Below are 18,552 nucleotides of genomic sequence, written 5' to 3'. Positions count from 1 at the left end.
CGGCTGGATGCGGGCGAGGCGGAAGCGTCATGCGTCAGAATTCGTCGGCAATGGCGTTAAGGGACGGCGGATGGCCTTGTGCCAGACGTTGCGGCGCGACCTGCCGCCAGCTTCTTTCGATCCAATTGCCCACATGGTCCCAGTCAACGCCCGAACGGTCCAGAATTATCCCGACCCATCCCGCCGCGCCGTAATAGGCGGGTTTGAAATAGGTTTCGGGATCGCGTTCGACGAGGGAGGAGAGCTCGTCCGGGCCGCTCGTCTTCACCAGTAACGCCACCTTGTCGCTGCCATGATGACGGTCGTTGAAGTGGGCGAAATACTTGCCGCTGGAGCCGCCTATGCGCCATCCGGGGGCGCCGTGGCTCTCGCGTTCCTCGACCCGGGGCAGGGCCATCGCGAGATCGCGCACCCGCCCCAGCAGCCAGTCGGGATCGCGATGGCGGCCGACATAGCGTGAAAGCATGCGTGGGTAGAGCTGATATTCGGCGAGAATGACGCGAGCCGCGAGGCTTTCGGCGGTGTCCGAGGGAAGAATTGCAACGGGCATCTGCCCCAGCACCGGTCCACCATCGAGTTCCGGCGTGACGACATGAACGGAGCAGCCGCCATGACGGTCGCCCGCCGCGATGGCACGGGCATGGGTGTCGAGACCCTTGTATTTCGGCAACAGCGACGGATGCGTGTTGACCATCCGCCCCTCCCAGCCGGAGACGAACTCGCCCGTCAGGATCCGCATGTAGCCGCACAGGGCCAAATATCGGGCACCGGATCGGCGCAGGGCCTCGTCCATGATCTGCTCGTGCTCGCGGCGGTCCATGCCGCGGTGCGAATGGGCAAAGGTGGGAACGCCCTCGGCCGCCGCGATCTTCAGGCCGGGCGCATCAACATTGTTGCTGGCGACCAGGACGATTTCGTAGGGACAGCCCGGCAGGCGGGACTGGAACAGCAGGGCCGACATCGTGGTTCCGTTGCCCGATAGCAGGCAGGCGACCTTTGCCTTTCCGGACGCCTTGCGCGCGGGGGTGTCAGCCATCGTGCCTGGCTTCCCACGCTGCCCTGCCGCTCCACGTGCCCTGCGATCCGCGTACCGTGCAACCGCGCCTGCCAGCCTCGATCTGGCCAATGCGCATCACCGTCTCGCCTGCTTCTGCCAGCTTCCCCGCGAGCGATGTCGCAGCGCTCTCGTCAACCGCCAGGACCATGCCGATACCGCAGTTGAACGTGCGCGCCATTTCCGCGGGTTCGATATTGCCCTGTCCCTGGAGAAACCCCATCAGCGGGGTCAGCGCCCACGCATCGGCATCGACGACCGCCCGAGCGCCTTCCGGCAGAACCCGCGGAATGTTTTCCAGCAGGCCGCCGCCGGTGATATGCGCCAGCGCTGCGATATGGCCTGCACGAATGGCGGGAAGCAGACTCTTCACGTAGATGCGCGTTGGTTCGATCAGCAGATCGACGAGCAGGCGTTCGTGTTCGAACGGAGCGGGGCGATCGAGACGCCACCCCTTGTCCGCCGCCAGCCGCCGCACCAGGGAGAAACCGTTGGAATGAACACCCGAGCTGGCGAGGCCCAGCAGTACCTGGCCCGGTTCGACCCGGCTTCCGGTCAGCTGTTCCCCGCGTTCAACCGCGCCCACGCAAAAGCCTGCAAGGTCGTAGTCTCCGCCGGCATACATGCCGGGCATCTCTGCGGTTTCCCCGCCGATCAGCGCACAGCCTGCCTGTTTGCAGCCCTCGGCGATACCGGCGATGACACGCTCGGCGACGCCCGTCTCCAGCTTCCCGGTGGCGAAGTAATCTAGGAAGAACAGCGGTTCGGCGCCCTGCACGATCAGGTCGTTCACGCACATGGCGACAAGGTCGATGCCGACGCTGTCGTGTCGATCGTGCTCGATGGCGAGCTTCAGCTTGGTTCCCACGCCGTCGTTCGCGGCGACGAGGAGCGGATCGACATATCCGGCGGCCTTCGGATCGAAGAACCCGCCGAACCCGCCGATCTCTCCGTCGGCGCCCGGGCGGCGCGTGGCCTTTGCCAAAGGGCCGATCGCCCGCACGAGGGCGTTGCCGGCGTCGATCGAGACGCCGGCCTGTTCGTAGGTATAGGAGGTTGGCTTTCCGGACATTGCGTCACCGCCATACCGTTTCGCGCTTGGATTTCTACTCGCCTTTGGGCAAAAGGCGCTCACTTTCCCCCATGCGAACTCTCTCGATCCCCCCCATCCGGACGACCGGCAGCCTTTCCGCCCTCGTCCTCGTTCTGGTCTTCGCGGCGCTTGCGGCGCTGGCGTTCCAGTCGCTGACGGCGCAGGTTTCGGGGGAGCGGGGCATCGCCCCCGTCGCCAGCAGCACGGATATAAACGTGGGTGGCATCGAGGTCGATACCACGGGGGACACGCCGGAAGAGGCGCGGCAGAACGGCTGGCTGGAAGCGCAGCGGCTCGCCTGGAAGAAGATCGGCGGACCGGACCTGCCCGATTCGCGGCTCGAATCACTGGTTTCGGCGATCGTCGTGGAAAAGGAGAGCCTCGGTCCGCGCCGCTACGTCGCGACACTCGGAGTGATATTCGATCGCTCGCGCGCCGGATCGCTTCTGGGGGCAGGGGGCGAGCGATCCCGCTCCGCGCCCATGCTGACCTTGCCGGTGATGATTACCGGCGGCACGCAGACCATGTTCGAAGTGCGCAATCCGTGGCAGCGCGCCTGGGCCGAATACCAGTTCGGATCCAGCAGTGTGGATTATGTCCGCCCCTCCGGCATGGGCGGCGAATCACTGCTACTGACTTACGGCCAGACAGGGCGCCGCAGCCGGGCGTGGTGGAATTCCATACTCGACCAGTTCGGTGCGGCGGACATCCTGGTTCCGATCGCTCACCTGACCTGGCAGTGGCCGGGTGGCCCGGTGGAGGGACGCTTCACCGCCCGTCACGGACCTGATGATACCTATCTCGACAGTTTTACCCTGCGTGCGGATAGTGCCGAACAGCTCCCGGCCATGCTGCGCCAGGCCGTCCGCCGTTTCGACCAGATCTTCTCCCGCGCGCTGGCTCAGGGTACTCTGGCGCCCGACCCTTCGCTCACGCTCGACAATGTCGAGGTCAGCGACGAGGTGCGCGCCTTGCTCGCGGAAGCTGAGCGAGCGGAGGCGGAAGAGCGCGCCGCGCGAGCGCGAGAGGAGGCGGATCGCGCGCGTCAGCAGCAAGAAGCCGATGAACCCGAAATCAGCCTTCCCGAACCCGAAGCCACGCCCACTCCCGCCGCGCCCGTTACCAGCATCGTCGTACAGGTAGCGACGCCTTCCCAGGGTGCGCTCGACAACGCGCAAAGCCTCCTGCGCGGCACGCCAGGCGTTCGCGGCCTCTCGGCCTCCTCCACGGATGTCGGCGGCAATTCGGTCTTCAGCGTGCGCTTCGCCGGCGACCAGTCGGCGCTCGCCGCGGCGCTGCGCTCGCGCGGCTGGGCGGTGAGCGAGGGTCCGGGCGGTCTCGGCATTTCACGCTAGGTCTGGCGTGGCGGTCGGTTCGCCATGAGTCAGTTCGCGCTCCCCCTGACCAGCGGCGGCGGTCCGCGTCGCATCGTTCTCGGCCAGGCCAACGGGCAGGTCGCCGAAGCCCTCGCCGTGCCGGAAACCTGGCCGTTCGGTACTGCCGTGCTCACCGGGCCGCGGCGGTCGGGCAAGTCGCTGTTCGCGCGCTGGTTCGCACAGGGCGGCAAGGGACAGGCGATCGACGACGCGCAGCGCATGGACGAGGCCGACCTGTTCCATCGCTGGAACCGCGCGCAAGAGGATGGGACATACCTGCTGATCGTCGGCGGAGAACCCCCTTGGAGCATCAACCTGCCGGATCTGCGATCACGCCTGGGTGCTGCGCTGCAACTGGACATCGGCCTGCCGGACGACGAGATGGCGCGGGAACTTCTCCTGTCGCTGGCCGAAGAGCGCGGACTGCCGCTGCGCGCCGATGCGGCGGACTACCTCGTCCCCCGGGCTAGCCGGGCGCAGGCGGATCTCGAGCGCCTGGTGGCTGAAATCGACCGCTTGAGTCTGGAAAGAAAGGCACCACCTTCTCTCGGGATTTGGCGCGCTGCGCTCGATTCGCTTCACGGCCCGCAGGAGCCGCGCTTGCTTTGACATGGCTTTAGTGGGAAACTGACTCGCACGATGTTCGACCGGCTGATCGCCTATCTCGACTCGGTTCGCGCACGCGATCCGGCGCCGCGTTCGCGCTGGGAGATCCTGCTCTATCCGGGCGTCCTGGCACTGGGAATGCACCGTGTCGCGCACTGGCTGTTCGAGGCGGACCTGTTCTTCCTGGCCCGGTTCGTCAATCATCTGAGCCGCTGGCTGACCGCGATCGATATCCATCCCGGTGCGAATATCGGGCGTAACTTCTTCCTCGACCACGGGTTTACCGTGATCGGCGAAACCGCGGAAATCGGCGACAACGTCACCATCTACCAGTGCGTTACCCTCGGCGGGACAAATCCCGCCAACGGCGAGGGGGGCAAGCGACATCCGACGCTGAAGGACAACGTCATCATCGGTTCGGGCGCCCAGATCATCGGACCGATCGTGGTTGGTGAACGGGCGCGCGTGGGCGCGAACGCCGTCGTTCTGGACGACGTGCCGGACGGCGCGACCATGATCGGGCTCAAGGCCCGATCGACACTGGTGCCAGCCGAGACATGGCTGCGAGAATTCATTCCCTACGGCACGCCGTGCGAGGAACCGTGCGAACCTGCCCCGACCGAGCGCGTTCAGTCGCTCGAAGCGGAGGTCGCCACCCTGCGAGACGAACTGTCGGAAATGCGCAAGTTGCTGAGTACTGCGCCCAAACGCCAGAGCGGCACGAAGCGCTGATGGCTCGCATTCTTGCGTCCGGCTCCAACATCGTTGCCTTTCCGGGGCGGCGTCCGGCCGACCAGGTGGGCTTCGACCGGCGCGAACTGACGCGTATCCTCGACCTTTACGGCCGCATGGTCGCTGCCGGGGAGTGGCGCGACTACGCGATGGATTTTACCCGCGACTGCGCCACGTTCGCAGCCTTCCGCCGCACTGCGGAGGTGCCGCAGATGCGGCTGGAGAAACGCCCTGCGCTGCATCAGAGGCAAGGTATGTGGGCACTGTTCGGCGAGGCTGGACAGGTGCTCAAGCGAGGACACGAACTGGCGAACGTGCTTGCACCGGTGGAGCGCCGGCTACTGAAGGCGGTGGACGGGTAGAAGAGCTCCCTCCCGCGCCCCGCTTTCAGGCCGCGACCGGTTCGCCGAAACCGGCAAGCGGCAGACGGTCGCGCAGGGCAACCGGCAATTTCCTGACGACCGAAGCGCGAATTCCTGCCCAGAACGCCGACAGTGTCAGCAAGGCAGAGCCGATGACCAGCGCCGTCAGCGCCACGCTCAGTTCCACCATGCCGTAGGTATCGAACAGGCTTGCCAGCGCGAACAGCACGTAGGCGAGCGCCGAGACCAGCAGTGCTCGCCGATCTACCGCAAGAGCGACAAATCCGAAGCCGACATAGACCGCCAGCACGGCGAGGATGCCGCCGAGGCCGACCGTAGCGCCATCGGTAATGCCAAGACCGTGGAACAGCGGATGGGCGATCATCGGTGCTGCCAGCAGATGCAGCCAGAAGGCGACGTCGGAGCGGCGCGTGGCGCGGGCCCGATCGCTCGTGTCCCAGCGCATCGCGATGGCGAAGACTATCAGACCAGCGATAAAGACCAGCGGCAGGACGACAGTTTCCGGCTCGCTTTCGGTGAGATCGAAGGCTGCGACGATAAGCGTGATGACGGCTCCGGCCGTAGTGGCGCACAGGGCGGCCAGGGTGATCGGAACCATGAAGCGGCGCCAGTGCAGCCAGGCGGCCACCGCTCCGGCGACGAAGCTTCCCGAGATGACCGCTGTCATCGCCTGTTCCGACAGATTGTCCGCACCGGACACCATGATTTCCACCGGAACCGCGACAACGCCGCCGACGAAGGCGAGTAACAATACGATCGACGGCAACGCCATGCGGCGGCGGCGGGTAAAGAATTCGCTCATCATCCAGGCAGCCATGGCCACCAGCACCCCCGCAACGCCCGGCGCTACGGCGTTGCCGATACCCGCCATGGCCACCACCAGGAGTACCGCCGCGATGGTGACGAAGATGTCGTTGAAGGAATTGACGAGGCGGAAATTCTCCTCGTCCGTCGTCGGCATCCGGCGCATCCGCGCGACGTGCGTGCGAAGCGCGGTTGCCGCTTCCTCGGTGATCACGCCCGCTGCAACCGCATCGTGCAGATCCTGTTCGCTGTACATGGCATGCCCCGTTCCAGCATCGTCCCGGGAAAAGCCTACGCCGCTGTTTTACGAAGTCAATACACCTTCCAGCGTGGGCAGCAGTTCGTTCCAATGGTCAATCATGGCATCGCCGCCCAGTTCCTCGACCGGCACATCGTGATAGCCGTAACGAAAGGTGATGGCCGGGATGTTCGCATTGCGGGCCGCGCGCACGTCGTAGGTGGAATCGCCCACCATCGCCGCGCGTCCGCCGCCGCAATCGGCAATGGCGGCGTAGAGCATCGCAGGGTCCGGCTTGGCGTTCCCGGGGCCGAGCGTGTCACCACCGTAGATTGCGTCGAAGCGCCCGGCCAGGTCGAGCTTCGCCAGCAGGTCGCGCGCTGGTTCCTCCGCCTTGTTGGTGCAGACCGCCAGTTTGCAGCCGAGCTGTGCGAGCCGATCAAGGGCAGCCGTGACGCCCTCGAAGGGCACGGTATTATCGGCAATATGCGCCCGGTAATGCGCCAGCAGTTCGGCGCCGAGTTCCGCGAACCTTGTTTGCGCAACGGGCCCGCCGGTCGCTTGCAACGCCCGTTCCAGCATGGCGAAAGCTCCCCCGCCGATCAGGTTGCGGACCTCGGCCTCGGGCACAGGTGGCCGATCTTCCAGCGAAAGCGCATGGTTCACCGCCGGGGCCAGATCGCGGTTGGAATCGACGAGCGTGCCGTCGAGGTCGAACAGGACAATGTCGAAAGGGAAACTCGTGGCGTTGCGGGTCATCGCGGACACAGGTGGTGGTAAATGTAGAAACCGCAACGAATTGCTGGCAAGGCGCGCAACATGAGCCAGACCGACCGACCGATCGCCGCCGTTATTCTAGCCGCGGGCAAGGGCACGCGGATGAAGAGCGCGAAGCACAAGGTTCTGCACGAGATCGCCGGCCGACCGATGATCGAGCATCTCCTCGCCAGCGTCGAAAAACTGGCGCCCGAACGCCTGGTCGCCGTCGTGGGCGAGTATCGCGAGCAGCTCGCATCGAGGCTGGGCGACCGGGTGGATTTCGCCGTGCAGGAACCCCAGCTCGGAACCGGGCACGCGGTGCAGCAGGCGCAGGAGACGCTGCGCGGCTTCGAAGGCGACGTCATCGTGCTTTACGGCGACGTTCCGTTCGTGAGGCCCGAAACGATGCGCAAGATGATTGATCGGCTGCGCAGCGACGATGCCCCGGCGGCCGTCGTCCTTGGCTTCGAACCCGGCGATCCGCTTCGTTACGGTCGCGTGATCGCGCAGCAGGGCCAGATCTTGAAGATGGTCGAATACAAGGACGCGAGCCTTGAAGAACGAGCCTGCGCGTTGTGCAATTCGGGACTGCTCGCGGCCCGTTCCGACGATCTGTTCGACCTGCTGAGCCGCGTTTCGGACAACAACGCGCAAGGCGAATACTACCTGCCCGACATCGTCAACATCGCCATTCGCGACGGGCGCAACTGCGCGGTCGTCACCTGCGACGGCGCCGACGAGGTTGCCGGGATCAACAGCCGGGCCGAACTGGCCGCCGCCGAAGCGCAATGGCAGGACTACAAGCGGACCGACGCGATGGAGGCCGGCGTCACGCTGCGCGCCCCCGGCACGGTCGTATTCAGCTGGGACACCGAGCTCTCCGAGGACGTGACGGTCGAGCCCAACGTCGTCTTCGGCCCCGGCGTCAAGGTCGCGCGCGGCGCGACGATCAAGGCGTTCAGCCACCTGGAAGGCGCGAGCGTGGGAGAGGATTGCGAAGTCGGTCCCTACGCCCGGCTGCGACCGGGTGCGGTGATGGAGGCGGGCGCGAAGGTCGGCAACTTCGTCGAGATGAAGAAGGCCGTCCTGGGGGAAGGCGCCAAGGCCAATCACCTCACGTATCTTGGTGATGCGACGGTGGGGGCCGGGGCGAATATCGGCGCCGGCACGATCACCTGCAATTACGATGGATACTTCAAGCATCAGACCACGATCGGCCCGCGCGCCTTCATCGGTTCGAACTCCGCACTGATCGCGCCCGTTTCTATCGGGGCGGATGCCATCGTCGCCGCCGGCAGTGCCGTCAGCCGCGACGTGGCAGACGGCGAACTGCGCATGGTCCGCGCGGATCAACTGGTGAAACCGGGCTGGGCGGACCGCTTTCACGATACCATGCGCAAGAAGAAGGAGGCGAACCGCGACGGATGACCGACCGCTACGAGGGCAAGCCGTTTCTTCGCCTGCTGGACAGTTACGTTCTTGATGCGATCGACGGTCTCGATCCGGCGAACCGTCGGTGGCTGACCGAGGCCGAACCCCATTTTCGCGCGACCTTCGGAGAGCAAGGAACGTGGCGACAGATCGTGGAACGCCGCATGCGCTTTCCCCCCGGAATGCCCGATGCCATTCGCGAAACCTGGGAGAAGGGGCGGGTCCGCTTCCTGAAGGAAAATTCGGCAGAACCCGACAAGGTCGTCTTCGCGCATATGTTCGTCGATCAGACCTTTCCCCACTGAACGGGGTGGGCGCGGTCGTGCCGACTTGTTACGACAATCGCAATCCAGCCGGCGCCAAGCGCGACCGGGTTCACTTAGACTGAGGCTTATCGGCAATGTGCGGAATTATCGGTATCGTCGGAGAGCGGGACGTCGCGGCGCGGTTGCTCGATGGATTACGACGCATGGAATATCGCGGCTACGACAGTGCCGGTGTCTGCACGATAGACGACGGACAGCTCGTCCGCCGGCGAGCCCAGGGCAAGCTGAACAATCTGGTACAGGAACTGGTCGACAATCCCGCGCCGGGGCAGACCGGCATCGCCCATACACGCTGGGCCACGCACGGCGCACCGACCGAGAAGAACGCACATCCGCATGCCACCAGTCACGTCGCGGTGGTTCACAACGGCATCATCGAGAATTTCCGTGAATTGCGTGACGAATTGCGTGCGGAAGGCCGGACCTTCGAGAGCGAAACCGATACCGAGGTCGTCGTCCATCTGCTGTCTCGCCGGATAGAGGAGGGCATGAGTCCGACAGAGGCGGTGGAGACCGTGCTGCCGCGCCTTCGCGGAGCCTTTGCGCTGGGCATCGCTTTTCGCGACCATCCAGACATGCTGATAGGCGCGCGGCTCGGCTCGCCGCTTGTCGTCGGCTACGGCGATGGCGAGACATTCCTCGGTTCCGACGCGCTCGCGCTGGCGCCGCTCACCCAGGAAATCAGCTATCTCGAGGAAGGCGACTGGGTCGTCATCGAACGCGACGGCGCGACCGTTCGCGATGCCGACAACAATCACGTCGAACGCCCCGTGCAGACTTCCGGCGCCTCTGCCGCGCAGATCGAGAAAGGCAATTATCGCCACTTCATGCAGAAGGAGATTTTCGAGCAGCCCACCGTGGTCGCCCAGACGCTGCGTTCCTATCTGCGGCCCAGCGAGCAGCGCGTGGCGTTGCCGCAAATCGACTTCGACATTTCGGCCATCGACCGCATCACCATCGTCGCCTGCGGCACGTCCTATTATGCGGGGATGGTCGCGAAATACTGGTTCGAGCAGTTCGCCCGCGTGCCGGTGGACATCGATTTCGCATCGGAATTCCGTTACCGCGAGCCGATCCTTCCCGATGGCGGTCTGGCGTTGTTCATCAGTCAGAGCGGGGAAACGGCCGATACCCTCGCGGCGCTGCGCCATTGTCGCCAGCAGGGCCAGGTCATTGCCGCCGTCGTCAACGTCCCGACCAGTTCGATGGCGCGCGAGGCGGACCTGCTTTTGCCGACCCATGCCGGGCCGGAGATCGGGGTTGCCTCCACCAAGGCTTTCACCTGCCAGCTCGCCGTGCTGGCAGCACTGGCGGCTCATTTCGCGGTTAGAAAGGGTCTGCTCAACCGCAACGAGGAATCGATCATCGTCGAACATCTGCTCGAGGCACCCGCCTGCCTCAACGCGGCGCTCGACCATGACGACGAGATTGCCGAGATGGCGCCACTGATCGCGCCGGCGCGGGACGTGCTGTATCTGGGGCGCGGTGCGGACTTCCCCCTGGCGCTCGAAGGCGCGCTCAAGCTGAAGGAAATCAGCTATATCCATGCCGAGGGTTATGCCAGCGGAGAGATGAAGCACGGCCCCATCGCGCTGATCGACGATACGGTGCCCGTGATTGTGCTCGCGCCATCCGGTCCGCTGTTCGAGAAGACGGTTTCCAACATGCAGGAGGTGCAGGCGCGCGGCGGCCGTGTGGTACTCATTTCCGATGAGAAGGGCATCGCCGACGCCGGAGAGGGATGCATGGCGACGATACGCATGCCCAAGGTGCATCCCCTTATCGCGCCGCTGGTATACGCGGTTCCGGTGCAATTGCTTGCCTACCACGTCGCCGTTGCCAAGGGCACGGATGTCGATCAGCCGCGCAACCTCGCGAAATCCGTGACCGTCGAATAAAGACCGGAATTATCGCAGGAATTTCGTCGGAGCTTTACCCGCGCTAAACCTTTCGCCGGTTAGGGCCGGGGGGTGAGCGAAAACGCGTCAGGTCTGCCGAAACTTCCCTTGCGGCTCAGCGCGATGGAGGTTCTGGGCTTGCGGTCCCCCGCGGAAGGGGACTGGGCCCGGCTGAGGGCGATCCAGTATTCGGATCTCCACCGGGTATCGATGGTTCGCGCCGTGGGGCAGGGCATCGCTGCGATCCTCGCCGTCACCCTTTATGCCAGCAGCGTTTCTGCCTGGCTACTGGGTGCGTGGCTCGCCGTGCTCGGATTTGCCATCTGGCAGGTCGGGGTGATCGATGCCGGTCTTGCGGAGATTGACAAGGGTACGATGACGCGTGCCCAGTTCCGCAAGCAGACCTTCAGCGTGGGCGTCTGCGCGCTGCCGTGGGTGTTCGCCCTGTTCTATTTCGTGCCGCACGGATCGACGACCGAGCACTACGCCCTGTGGACCGTCGTCGCGATGCTGATCGCCGGATCGGCCGCGATGCTGACCCCGGCCCCCATCGCCACGGTCGTTTTCTGCACGGTGGTTGGCGGCGCGGGAACGGCCTCGTTCATCCTCACCGGGGACTGGACCTTCGCCGTTGCCAGCGCCGCCTACGTCATGACCATTCTCGCCGGTACGATCCGCGCAGCGCGCACGTACCTTTCCGCGAAGATCGCCGAGGCCGGAGTGGCGGAAAAGGACGAGGTCGTCTCGTTGCTCCTCCGTGAATTCGAGGAGAAGGAATCGGACTGGCTTTGGCAGGTGGATACGAACCGTCGAATACGCGCTGCTTCGCCCCGCTTCGCCTTCGCGATGGGTGCGGAACCGCACGAGATCGAGGGGCAGAGCTTCGTCAGACTGATCGCAGGCGACAACCTCACCGCAGTCGAAACGCCGCGAAGCCTTCACGAACTCGCCGAGAGGCTGAAACGGCGCGAGAGTTTCTCCAACCTCCTGGTTCAGGTCGAGGTGGGCGGAGAGACGCGCTGGTGGGAACTTTCGGGCACCCCCATGCGCGACGACAACGGAGCCTATGTCGGTTTCCGGGGCGTCGGCTCCGATGTCACCGAACAGCGCGATCGCGACGAGAAGATCGCCTATCTTGCGCGGTACGATACGCTGACCGGACTGCCCAATCGCCTCATGCTTACCGAATCGCTGGGCGAGGCAATGCGCTTTTCCGAACAGTGGAAGACGCGCTGCGCCTTCCTGATGATCGATCTCGACCGGTTCAAGCAGGTCAACGATTCGCTCGGCCACCAGATCGGTGATCGATTGCTGGCCAAGGTGTCCGAGCGGCTGCGGTCGGTCATTACCGACAATGAACGCTGCGGCCGTCTGGGGGGGGACGAGTTCGCCGTCGTGATCCGCGACGTTGCCGATGTCGAGCGGGTGCGGCAGATCGCTCACGCGATTATCGAAACCCTGTCGCAACCCTATGTCGTCGACAATCACACCCTGTTCATCGGAGCGAGCGTCGGGTCCGCCATCGGACCGCGCGATGGTTCGTCGGTCGAGACGCTGATGCGCAATGCCGACCTTGCACTCTACCGCGCCAAGGACGAGGGCGGCGGCGAACATTTCGGTTATCTGCCTTCGCTGCATGCCGATGCGGAGGAACGCCGCAAGCTGGAGCTTTCGCTTCGAAACGCCATCGGCAACCGCGAGCTGGAACTGAACTTCCAGCCGGTTGTGAACGCCAATTCCGAAGACGTCGTCAGCTTCGAGGCGCTGCTGCGCTGGAACAGTTCCGAACACGGTTTCGTCAGCCCGGCCAAGTTCATCCCGCTGGCCGAGGATACGCGTCTGATCGTGCCCATCGGCGAATGGGTCCTGCACGAAGCCTGCGTCGAGGCGACCCGCTGGCCCGAGCATATCCGCGTCGCGGTGAATGTCTCGGGCGAGCAGCTGCTCGAACCCGGCTTCTCCGGCAAGATCGTCAAGGCGCTGGCGATGAGTGGCCTGCCCGCCCATCGGCTCGAGGTGGAGGTGACCGAAAGCGTGTTCCTGCGTGACGGACGCACGGCCAATCAGACGCTGAACGAGATCATGGCGCTGGGCTGTTCGGTGGCGCTCGACGATTTCGGCACCGGCTATTCCTCGCTCGGCTATCTGCGCAACCTCCGTTTCTCGACCATCAAGGTCGATCGCAGCTTCGTCCAGGGCGCGGCTGCCGACAACCCGGAAAGCCTCGCGATCATCCGCGCCGTCGTTGCCATGGCGCAGAGCCTGGAGATGTCGACCACCGCCGAGGGCGTGGAGGATGCAGAACAGGCGAAGCTGATCCGCGATCTGGGCTGCACCAAGATACAGGGTTACTATTTCGGTCGCCCGATGGCCGCCAAGGAGGCCCGCTCCCTTCTCGCGCGGCGCGTTCGCGCGGCCTAGGGCAACTCCGCGGCGGCGCGCCCTGGCCACCCGCAACCGGGATCGCCCCGGCTCCTAGCCCACCAGTTCTCGTAAGGCGCCTTCGAACAGGCGGCGCCCGTCTGTGCCGCCATGCGCCTCTTCCACCGCGCGTTCCGGGTGCGGCATCATGCCGAGCACGTTGCCCGCCTCGTTGAGAATGCCGGCTATATCGCGCTGCGAGCCGTTGGCATTGTCGAGATAGCGGAAGGCCACGCGGCCTTCGCCCTCCAGCCGGTCGAGCACGGTCTGGTCGGCGTAGTAGTTGCCGTCGTGATGGGCGACGGGAATGCGGATCGTCTCGCCCGGTTCGTAAGCGCGGGTGAAACGGCTTTCCGCGTTCTCTACCCGCAATTCCACGGTTCGGCAGATGAAGGTCTGCCGGGCGTTGCGCATCAGCGCGCCGGGCAGGAGACCGGCCTCGGTCAGCACCTGGAAGCCGTTGCACACGCCCAGCACCGGCACCCCGCGCGCCGCCGCCGCGGCGACGCTGCGCATGATCGGGCTGTTCGCCGCCATCGCGCCGGAACGCAGGTAGTCACCGTAGGAGAAGCCGCCGGGAAGGGCGATGAAGTCGAGGCCATCGGGCAGATCGGCATCGCCATGCCAGACACGCAGCGGGTCGCGGCCGCTGACCTGGCGAAGCGCGACGGCCATGTCCCTGTCGCAATTCGAGCCGGGAAAGGTGATGACGGCGCTCTTCACGCCACGCCCACCTTCTCGATCCGGTAATCCTCGATCACGGTGTTCGCCAGCAACCGCCTGCACATCTCGTCCAGGGCCGCATCGCCGGTGTCGTCGGCGACGTCCATCTCCACCTGGCGTCCGATCCTGACGTCCTTCACCCCGTCATAGCCCAATCCCTCAAGCGCGTGGTGGACGGCGCGGCCCTGCGGGTCGAGCACGCCGGGCTTCAGGCTGACATGGATGCGGACTTTCATGGGGCGGACCTTCGGTTGCGGGGACTTGCCGGTTGCCGCGCAGCCTATGGCGACAACGCGGCGGAACGGCAAGGTGTGACAGGTGTGACAGTGTCCTGTAGCGAAAGGCGCCAGACCCCATTCGCACCTCGCAGGAGGCCGATCGGAAGAAGGCGAGAAACGAAGCGCATGGGCGGCGCGTTAGGGGACCACGACGCTTGTAGGAAAGTGTCGCACCTTTCGCACCACAGGGGCGCTGGCGATGATCGGAACGGAGAAATTCACCTTCGCGGGGGCGCGCGGGCAGATGCTGGACGGGCGGCTCGAAAAGCCGCTGTTCCGCAGACCCCGTGCCGCGGCGCTGTTCGCGCACTGCTTCACTTGCACCAAGCAGAGCCATGCCGCGACCCGCATCGCCTCCGCGCTTGCCGCCCGGGGCATCGCCGTGCTGCGCTTCGATTTCACCGGGCTGGGCGGCAGCGACGGCGACTTCGCCAATTCCGGCTTCGCTACCAATGTCGACGACATCGTCTGCGCCGCCGATGCGCTGGTCGAGGCTGGCCTGCCGCCGGCGCTGCTGGTCGGTCATTCGCTGGGCGGGGCGGCGGCGATCGCCGCGGCCGGCCGCATTCCCGCCCTGCGCGCGGTCGCCACGCTCAACGCGCCGTTCGACACCACCCACGTCTTCGACCACTTCGCCGAAGCGCTGGCGGCGATCGAACGCGACGGGGAGGGGGAGGTCGAACTGGCGGGCCGGACTTTCCGCATCACCCGCGACTTCCTCGAACAGAACCGCGGACAGCCCCAGGCCGAACGGCTGGCGGCGATGGATACCCCGCTGATGGTGATGCACTCCCCCCAGGACGAGATCGTGAATGTCGACAACGCCCGCGCCATCTTCGAGGCCACCAGGCATCCCAAGAGCTTCGTCGCGCTCGACGGGGCGGACCACTTGCTGACCGCACCCGGCAGCGCGGCGTATGCGGCGGACATGATCGCGGCCTGGGCCGCGCCCTATCTGGGCGACGGATCGGACGCCGACGCGGAAGGTGAGGGGGAGCTTGCGGGAAGCGTCGAGGTGGCGAGCGCGGGTGGCAAGTTCGCGCAGTGGGTGCGGACCGGCCGCCACGAATTCATCGCCGACGAGCCGAGAAGCTATGGCGGCGGCGATTACGGCCCCGCGCCCTACGACCTGCTGCTGGCCGCGCTGGGCACCTGCACCAGCATGACCATGCAGATGTATGCGCAAAGGAAGGGCATGGCGCTCGACACGGTCCGGATCGAACTGGAACACAGCCGCGATCACCATCTCGATTGCGTGGATTGCGAGGCCGGCGGCGAGGCGATTCAGGTCATCGACCGCGCTATAGAGCTGACCGGGAACCTGACCCCCGAAGAAAGGACAAGGCTGCTGGAGATCGCCGACAAATGTCCGGTCCACCGGACCATCGAAGGCGATCTCCATATTCACACGACGGCCATACCGCCGCGCGACTAGCCCCGGGGCTTCAGCCCCCTGCCTGCTCGGCCTTGTCGCTGATGATGCGCACGTCGGCGCGCCGGTCGTCGGTCAGATATTCCTGCGCCAGCGCCTGCAGTTCCGCCGGGGTGAAGCTTTCCACCGTTTCCAGCTGGTTGCGCACCCGGTCGAGCCGGTCCGCCTCGCTTTGCGCGTCGGCCACCACGCCGAGCCAGAAGCCGTTCTGCTCGCGCGAGGTGCGGATGCCTTCGATAACCGGCTGGCGCGCGCGCAGCAGCAGGTCATCGTCCACCGGGGCATCGCGCAGTTCGGCGGCGATGGCGGGGATTAGATCCTGCACCTCGTCCACCTCCTCGGGGGCGACCACCGCGGCGACGCTGAGCGTGCCGTAATCGGTGAAGTCGCTGCTGGTGTTCTCGCTGACCAGCGGGCTGTAGGTCGCGGCGATTTCCTCGCGCAGCTTCGCCAGGGCCTTCAGTTGCACCAGCTGCTGCAACAGCCCCAGGCCAACCGCCTCGCGATAGTCGCTGTCGTCGCGGGTGCGCCAGATGCTGCCGACCAGCGCCTGATCGGCCTGCCCGGTATGGACGATGGTGACGGGCTCGTCGCTGGCAGGCTTGAAGGCAACCGCCCGCATGTCGGCATAGTCGGGGAAGTCGAGCGCCCGGTCGGGCAGTTCGCCAAAGCTGTTCGCGACCGCCGCGATGGCGGTATCGGGATCGATATCGCCCACGATGCCGATTTCGAGCGCGCCGTTGGCGGTCGCCTCGGCGAAGGACTGGCGCAGGTCGGCGCCCCGGACCGCGCCCAGCTGCTCCAGCGTCGGCATCTGGAAGCGCGGATCGTCGCTTACCAGGCCACCGGACGACAGCGAGAACAGCTGCGCGGGCTGCGACAGAAGTTGCTGCCAGACGGCGTCGATCACCCCGCTGAAGCGGGCATCCGCTTCCGGACGGAAGCCCGGATCGGTGAGGTAGGCGGCGCTGACCTTCATCTGCATCGCCAGATCGTCGGGCGTGGTGGTGCCGCTGGCCACGAAGGCATCGGTATCGGCGGAAAAGCCCGTTCCGATCTGCTTGCCCGCGGTCAGCTGCTGCAATTCATCGTAGCTGTTCTGCCCCAGCCCGCCCACGGCCGAGGCGATGGACAGGTAGATGGACGATGCCACCTGGTTGTCGCCGAAGGCGAACTGGCCGCCCGGCGTGCGGATCGAATAGCGCACGCGTCCCGGTTCGAAATCGGTCTGCTTGATGTTGAGGCGGACATTGTTGTCGAAGGTGATCGTGCGGATGCCCAGATCCTCGATCATGGTGTCCGACACGACCTCGCCCGGCACGCCGTCGCCGAAACTTTCGTAGGCGAAGGCATTGGCCTCGAAGTCGGTCGGCTCGGCCACGGCGACCTCGGTGCTGGCGTTCCAGGCCTGCTCCACCGCGTCGACGCCGCCATCGAGCTGCTTGGCGCTGACCTGCACCAGCGGTTCGCTGCCGCTCCACAATTCGCGGAAGCGGGCATTGACCGCATCCAGCGTCAGCCGGTCCTTGTAGGACTGGAACATGGCGTAGTGCCACGCCGGGTCGACGATCACGTCGTTCTCGTTCGCGGCATTGACGATCTGCCCGGCGATCTGCCGGTTGGTTCGCGCCTCGGCCTGTTCGGCGGCGCGGCGCTCGTTCGCTTCGGAATTGCTGAGCGCGTAGTCGAGCTCGGCCTGGGTGAAGCCGTACTGCTTCGCGCGGCGCAGTTCCTGCTCGGCGATGTCGAGTCCCTGCTTCCACGCCCCGTCGCGCGTCTGCACGCTGAGCGAGGTGTAGTCGATGAGATCGTCGAACTTGCTGACGCCCATGCCGCCGCCCGAAATCGGGCTGTCCGGCTGGCTGGCGATGCGGCTGATGCGCCGGTTCAGCATCGCGCTGGCGAGATAGTCCAGCTCGTCCTGGTAACGCGTTGCCACGGTGTCGACCGGGTCGGTATAGTCACGCGCAACGAAAATGCTGACGCCGCTGGTGGCGGCAGGATCGACGAAGGTATCGAAGCTCAGCGGCCGGTCGAGATCGACGTCACCGAGGTCGGGTCGTTCACCGGCGGTGCCGACGCCCTGCCAGTCGCCGAAGCGATCCGCGATCTGCGCCTCGATCTGGTCGGGGTCGATGTCGCCGACCACGACGAGCGCGGCGTTCTCGGGCCGGTAATAGCGGTGATAGAGCGCCTTCAGCCGCTCCGCCGGCGCGTCGCGCAGTACCGAATCGAGGCCGATGGGCAGGCGGTTGGGCAGCAGCGTGTCGGGCAGGGTGAACTCGATCTGGTCGACCAGCGCGCGCAGCCCGACCGTGTCGCGCAGCCGGCGTTCGCCGACGATCACCTCGCGCTCGCGGTCCACCGATTCGGGCGCGAAGGTCAGTTCGCTTGCCGTTTCCCGCATCAGCATCAGCGCGGTGGACACGCTCTCGTCCGTAACGTTGGGGACGTCGAGCATGTAGGTCGTCTCGTCGAAGCCGGTCGAGGCGTTCGTGTCCGGCCCGAAGGACAGGCCGAGCCGTTCGAGCAGCGGTATCATCTCGCCCTCGGGGACGTTGGTGGAACCGTTGAAGGCCATGTGCTCGATGAAGTGCGCCAGGCCGCGCTCATTCTCCATCTCCCCCACGCTGCCGAAATCGAACAGCAGGCGGAAGGAGGCGGCGCCCGGCGGCGTGTCGTTCGGGCGGATGGCGTATTTCATGCCGTTAGCGAGCCGGCCATAGCGGATCGCGGGATCGGCGACGACATCGGTCTGCTCGACGCCCCAGGCATCGTATGGCGGCGTCTGCGCGGCGGCCGCCGGGGCCGCATCCTGCGCGAAGGCGGGCGCGGCGACCGGCGCTGCAAGGGCGAGTGCGACGGCGAGGCCGGTGGCCGATACGCCGCGCGCGAGAATGGTCTTCAATGTCATGATGTTCCCCGAGAAATGTTCGACAACTCGGCGCGCAGGCAGCGCGCCCTCCAGCCCGGGGCGGTTATGCAACCTTATGGTATG

General features: G+C 65.7%; 16 protein-coding genes. 9 read left to right on the top strand and 7 right to left on the bottom strand.

Annotation, left to right across the window (positions count from 1 at the left end; genetic code table 11):
* Window positions 1-34 precede the first annotated feature (34 nt).
* Both purN and purM read right to left on the bottom strand, forming a co-directional pair.
* Window positions 35-1,036 carry a phosphoribosylglycinamide formyltransferase gene (gene purN, locus EG799_RS04120; RefSeq protein ID WP_123878810.1) on the bottom strand — a complete coding sequence of 334 codons (1,002 nt, stop codon included), beginning with the start codon at window positions 1,034-1,036 and terminating at the stop codon, window positions 35-37.
* The gene (gene purM, locus EG799_RS04115; RefSeq protein WP_123878807.1) at window positions 1,029-2,126 is read right to left on the bottom strand and encodes a phosphoribosylformylglycinamidine cyclo-ligase; all 1,098 of its coding nucleotides are present in this window, start codon (window positions 2,124-2,126) and stop codon (window positions 1,029-1,031) included. Before purM ends, purN begins: the two co-directional genes overlap by 8 nt.
* Window positions 2,127-2,197: 71 nt before the next feature.
* Between purM and EG799_RS04110 the strand changes: the two genes are divergently transcribed.
* From EG799_RS04110 to EG799_RS04095, 4 genes are read left to right on the top strand one after another with little or no spacing between them, the layout of a single operon-like run.
* Window positions 2,198-3,502: a heavy-metal-associated domain-containing protein gene (locus EG799_RS04110; protein WP_123878805.1), complete on the top strand. Its 1,305-nt coding sequence runs from the start codon at window positions 2,198-2,200 to the stop codon at window positions 3,500-3,502.
* A 24-nt stretch (window positions 3,503-3,526) separates the two neighbouring features.
* On the top strand, window positions 3,527-4,132 hold the full coding sequence (locus tag EG799_RS04105) for an HdaA/DnaA family protein (RefSeq protein WP_123878803.1): 606 nt from the start codon (window positions 3,527-3,529) through the stop codon (window positions 4,130-4,132).
* 30 nt (window positions 4,133-4,162) lie between these two features.
* The gene (gene epsC, locus EG799_RS04100; RefSeq protein ID WP_123878801.1) at window positions 4,163-4,861 is read left to right on the top strand and encodes a serine O-acetyltransferase EpsC; all 699 of its coding nucleotides are present in this window, start codon (window positions 4,163-4,165) and stop codon (window positions 4,859-4,861) included.
* Complete coding sequence (locus EG799_RS04095; protein WP_123878799.1) at window positions 4,861-5,223, top strand: DUF2794 domain-containing protein; 363 nt, start codon at window positions 4,861-4,863, stop codon at window positions 5,221-5,223. The genes epsC and EG799_RS04095 overlap by 1 nt, the downstream gene beginning before the upstream one ends.
* A gap of 25 nt (window positions 5,224-5,248) precedes the next feature.
* Here EG799_RS04095 and EG799_RS04090 read toward each other — a convergent pair whose 3' ends face one another.
* Window positions 5,249-6,304, bottom strand: a complete 1,056-nt coding sequence (locus tag EG799_RS04090; protein ID WP_123878797.1) for a hypothetical protein — start codon at window positions 6,302-6,304, stop codon at window positions 5,249-5,251.
* Window positions 6,305-6,352: 48 nt separating this feature from the next.
* Window positions 6,353-7,045 (bottom strand): HAD-IA family hydrolase, encoded by a 693-nt coding sequence (locus EG799_RS04085; RefSeq protein ID WP_123878795.1) that lies wholly within the window; start codon window positions 7,043-7,045, stop codon window positions 6,353-6,355.
* 60 nt (window positions 7,046-7,105) lie between these two features.
* Between EG799_RS04085 and glmU the strand changes: the two genes are divergently transcribed.
* From glmU to EG799_RS04065, 4 genes are all read left to right on the top strand, one after another.
* On the top strand, window positions 7,106-8,473 hold the full coding sequence (gene glmU / locus EG799_RS04080) for a bifunctional UDP-N-acetylglucosamine diphosphorylase/glucosamine-1-phosphate N-acetyltransferase GlmU (protein WP_123878793.1): 1,368 nt from the start codon (window positions 7,106-7,108) through the stop codon (window positions 8,471-8,473).
* Entirely contained in the window at window positions 8,470-8,781 is a 312-nt protein-coding gene (locus EG799_RS04075) for a hypothetical protein (protein ID WP_123878791.1), read from the top strand. Before glmU ends, EG799_RS04075 begins: the two co-directional genes overlap by 4 nt.
* A gap of 95 nt (window positions 8,782-8,876) precedes the next feature.
* Complete coding sequence (gene glmS / locus EG799_RS04070) at window positions 8,877-10,700, top strand: glutamine--fructose-6-phosphate transaminase (isomerizing) (protein WP_123878789.1); 1,824 nt, start codon at window positions 8,877-8,879, stop codon at window positions 10,698-10,700.
* Between the two features lie 123 nt (window positions 10,701-10,823).
* Entirely contained in the window at window positions 10,824-13,121 is a 2,298-nt protein-coding gene (locus EG799_RS04065; protein ID WP_123882727.1) for a putative bifunctional diguanylate cyclase/phosphodiesterase, read from the top strand.
* 54 nt (window positions 13,122-13,175) lie between these two features.
* Here EG799_RS04065 and purQ read toward each other — a convergent pair whose 3' ends face one another.
* Window positions 13,176-13,844: a phosphoribosylformylglycinamidine synthase subunit PurQ gene (purQ, locus tag EG799_RS04060; RefSeq protein ID WP_123878787.1), complete on the bottom strand. Its 669-nt coding sequence runs from the start codon at window positions 13,842-13,844 to the stop codon at window positions 13,176-13,178.
* Window positions 13,841-14,080: a phosphoribosylformylglycinamidine synthase subunit PurS gene (gene purS / locus EG799_RS04055; protein WP_123878785.1), complete on the bottom strand. Its 240-nt coding sequence runs from the start codon at window positions 14,078-14,080 to the stop codon at window positions 13,841-13,843. The genes purQ and purS overlap by 4 nt, the downstream gene beginning before the upstream one ends.
* 241 nt (window positions 14,081-14,321) lie before the next feature.
* Here purS and EG799_RS04050 point away from each other — a divergent pair, with 241 nt between their 5' ends.
* Entirely contained in the window at window positions 14,322-15,557 is a 1,236-nt protein-coding gene (locus EG799_RS04050) for a bifunctional alpha/beta hydrolase/OsmC family protein (RefSeq protein ID WP_199798263.1), read from the top strand.
* Window positions 15,558-15,567: 10 nt separating this feature from the next.
* Here the strand turns inward: EG799_RS04050 and EG799_RS04045 are convergent, their stop codons facing one another.
* Window positions 15,568-18,468 carry a M16 family metallopeptidase gene (locus EG799_RS04045; RefSeq protein ID WP_123878783.1) on the bottom strand — a complete coding sequence of 967 codons (2,901 nt, stop codon included), beginning with the start codon at window positions 18,466-18,468 and terminating at the stop codon, window positions 15,568-15,570.
* Window positions 18,469-18,552: the final 84 nt, after the last annotated feature.

Source organism: Aurantiacibacter spongiae (genome assembly GCF_003815535.1).
GTDB classification, from domain to species: domain Bacteria; phylum Pseudomonadota; class Alphaproteobacteria; order Sphingomonadales; family Sphingomonadaceae; genus Alteraurantiacibacter; species Alteraurantiacibacter spongiae.
This window is presented reverse-complemented; position numbering and strand designations above follow the sequence as displayed.

Bases quoted from the DNA above. Each gene is read 5' to 3' on its own strand.
- purN (WP_123878810.1), bottom strand. From the start codon at position 1,036: ATGGCTGACACCCCCGCGCGCAAGGCGTCCGGAAAGGCAAAGGTCGCC.
- purM (WP_123878807.1), bottom strand. From the start codon at position 2,126: ATGTCCGGAAAGCCAACCTCCTATACCTACGAACAGGCCGGCGTCTCG.
- EG799_RS04110 (WP_123878805.1), top strand. From the start codon at position 2,198: ATGCGAACTCTCTCGATCCCCCCCATCCGGACGACCGGCAGCCTTTCC.
- EG799_RS04105 (WP_123878803.1), top strand. From the start codon at position 3,527: ATGAGTCAGTTCGCGCTCCCCCTGACCAGCGGCGGCGGTCCGCGTCGC.
- epsC (WP_123878801.1), top strand. From the start codon at position 4,163: ATGTTCGACCGGCTGATCGCCTATCTCGACTCGGTTCGCGCACGCGAT.
- EG799_RS04095 (WP_123878799.1), top strand. From the start codon at position 4,861: ATGGCTCGCATTCTTGCGTCCGGCTCCAACATCGTTGCCTTTCCGGGG.
- EG799_RS04090 (WP_123878797.1), bottom strand. From the start codon at position 6,304: ATGTACAGCGAACAGGATCTGCACGATGCGGTTGCAGCGGGCGTGATC.
- EG799_RS04085 (WP_123878795.1), bottom strand. From the start codon at position 7,045: ATGACCCGCAACGCCACGAGTTTCCCTTTCGACATTGTCCTGTTCGAC.
- glmU (WP_123878793.1), top strand. From the start codon at position 7,106: ATGAGCCAGACCGACCGACCGATCGCCGCCGTTATTCTAGCCGCGGGC.
- EG799_RS04075 (WP_123878791.1), top strand. From the start codon at position 8,470: ATGACCGACCGCTACGAGGGCAAGCCGTTTCTTCGCCTGCTGGACAGT.
- glmS (WP_123878789.1), top strand. From the start codon at position 8,877: ATGTGCGGAATTATCGGTATCGTCGGAGAGCGGGACGTCGCGGCGCGG.
- EG799_RS04065 (WP_123882727.1), top strand. From the start codon at position 10,824: ATGGAGGTTCTGGGCTTGCGGTCCCCCGCGGAAGGGGACTGGGCCCGG.
- purS (WP_123878785.1), bottom strand. From the start codon at position 14,080: ATGAAAGTCCGCATCCATGTCAGCCTGAAGCCCGGCGTGCTCGACCCG.
- EG799_RS04050 (WP_199798263.1), top strand. From the start codon at position 14,322: ATGATCGGAACGGAGAAATTCACCTTCGCGGGGGCGCGCGGGCAGATG.
- EG799_RS04045 (WP_123878783.1), bottom strand. From the start codon at position 18,468: ATGACATTGAAGACCATTCTCGCGCGCGGCGTATCGGCCACCGGCCTC.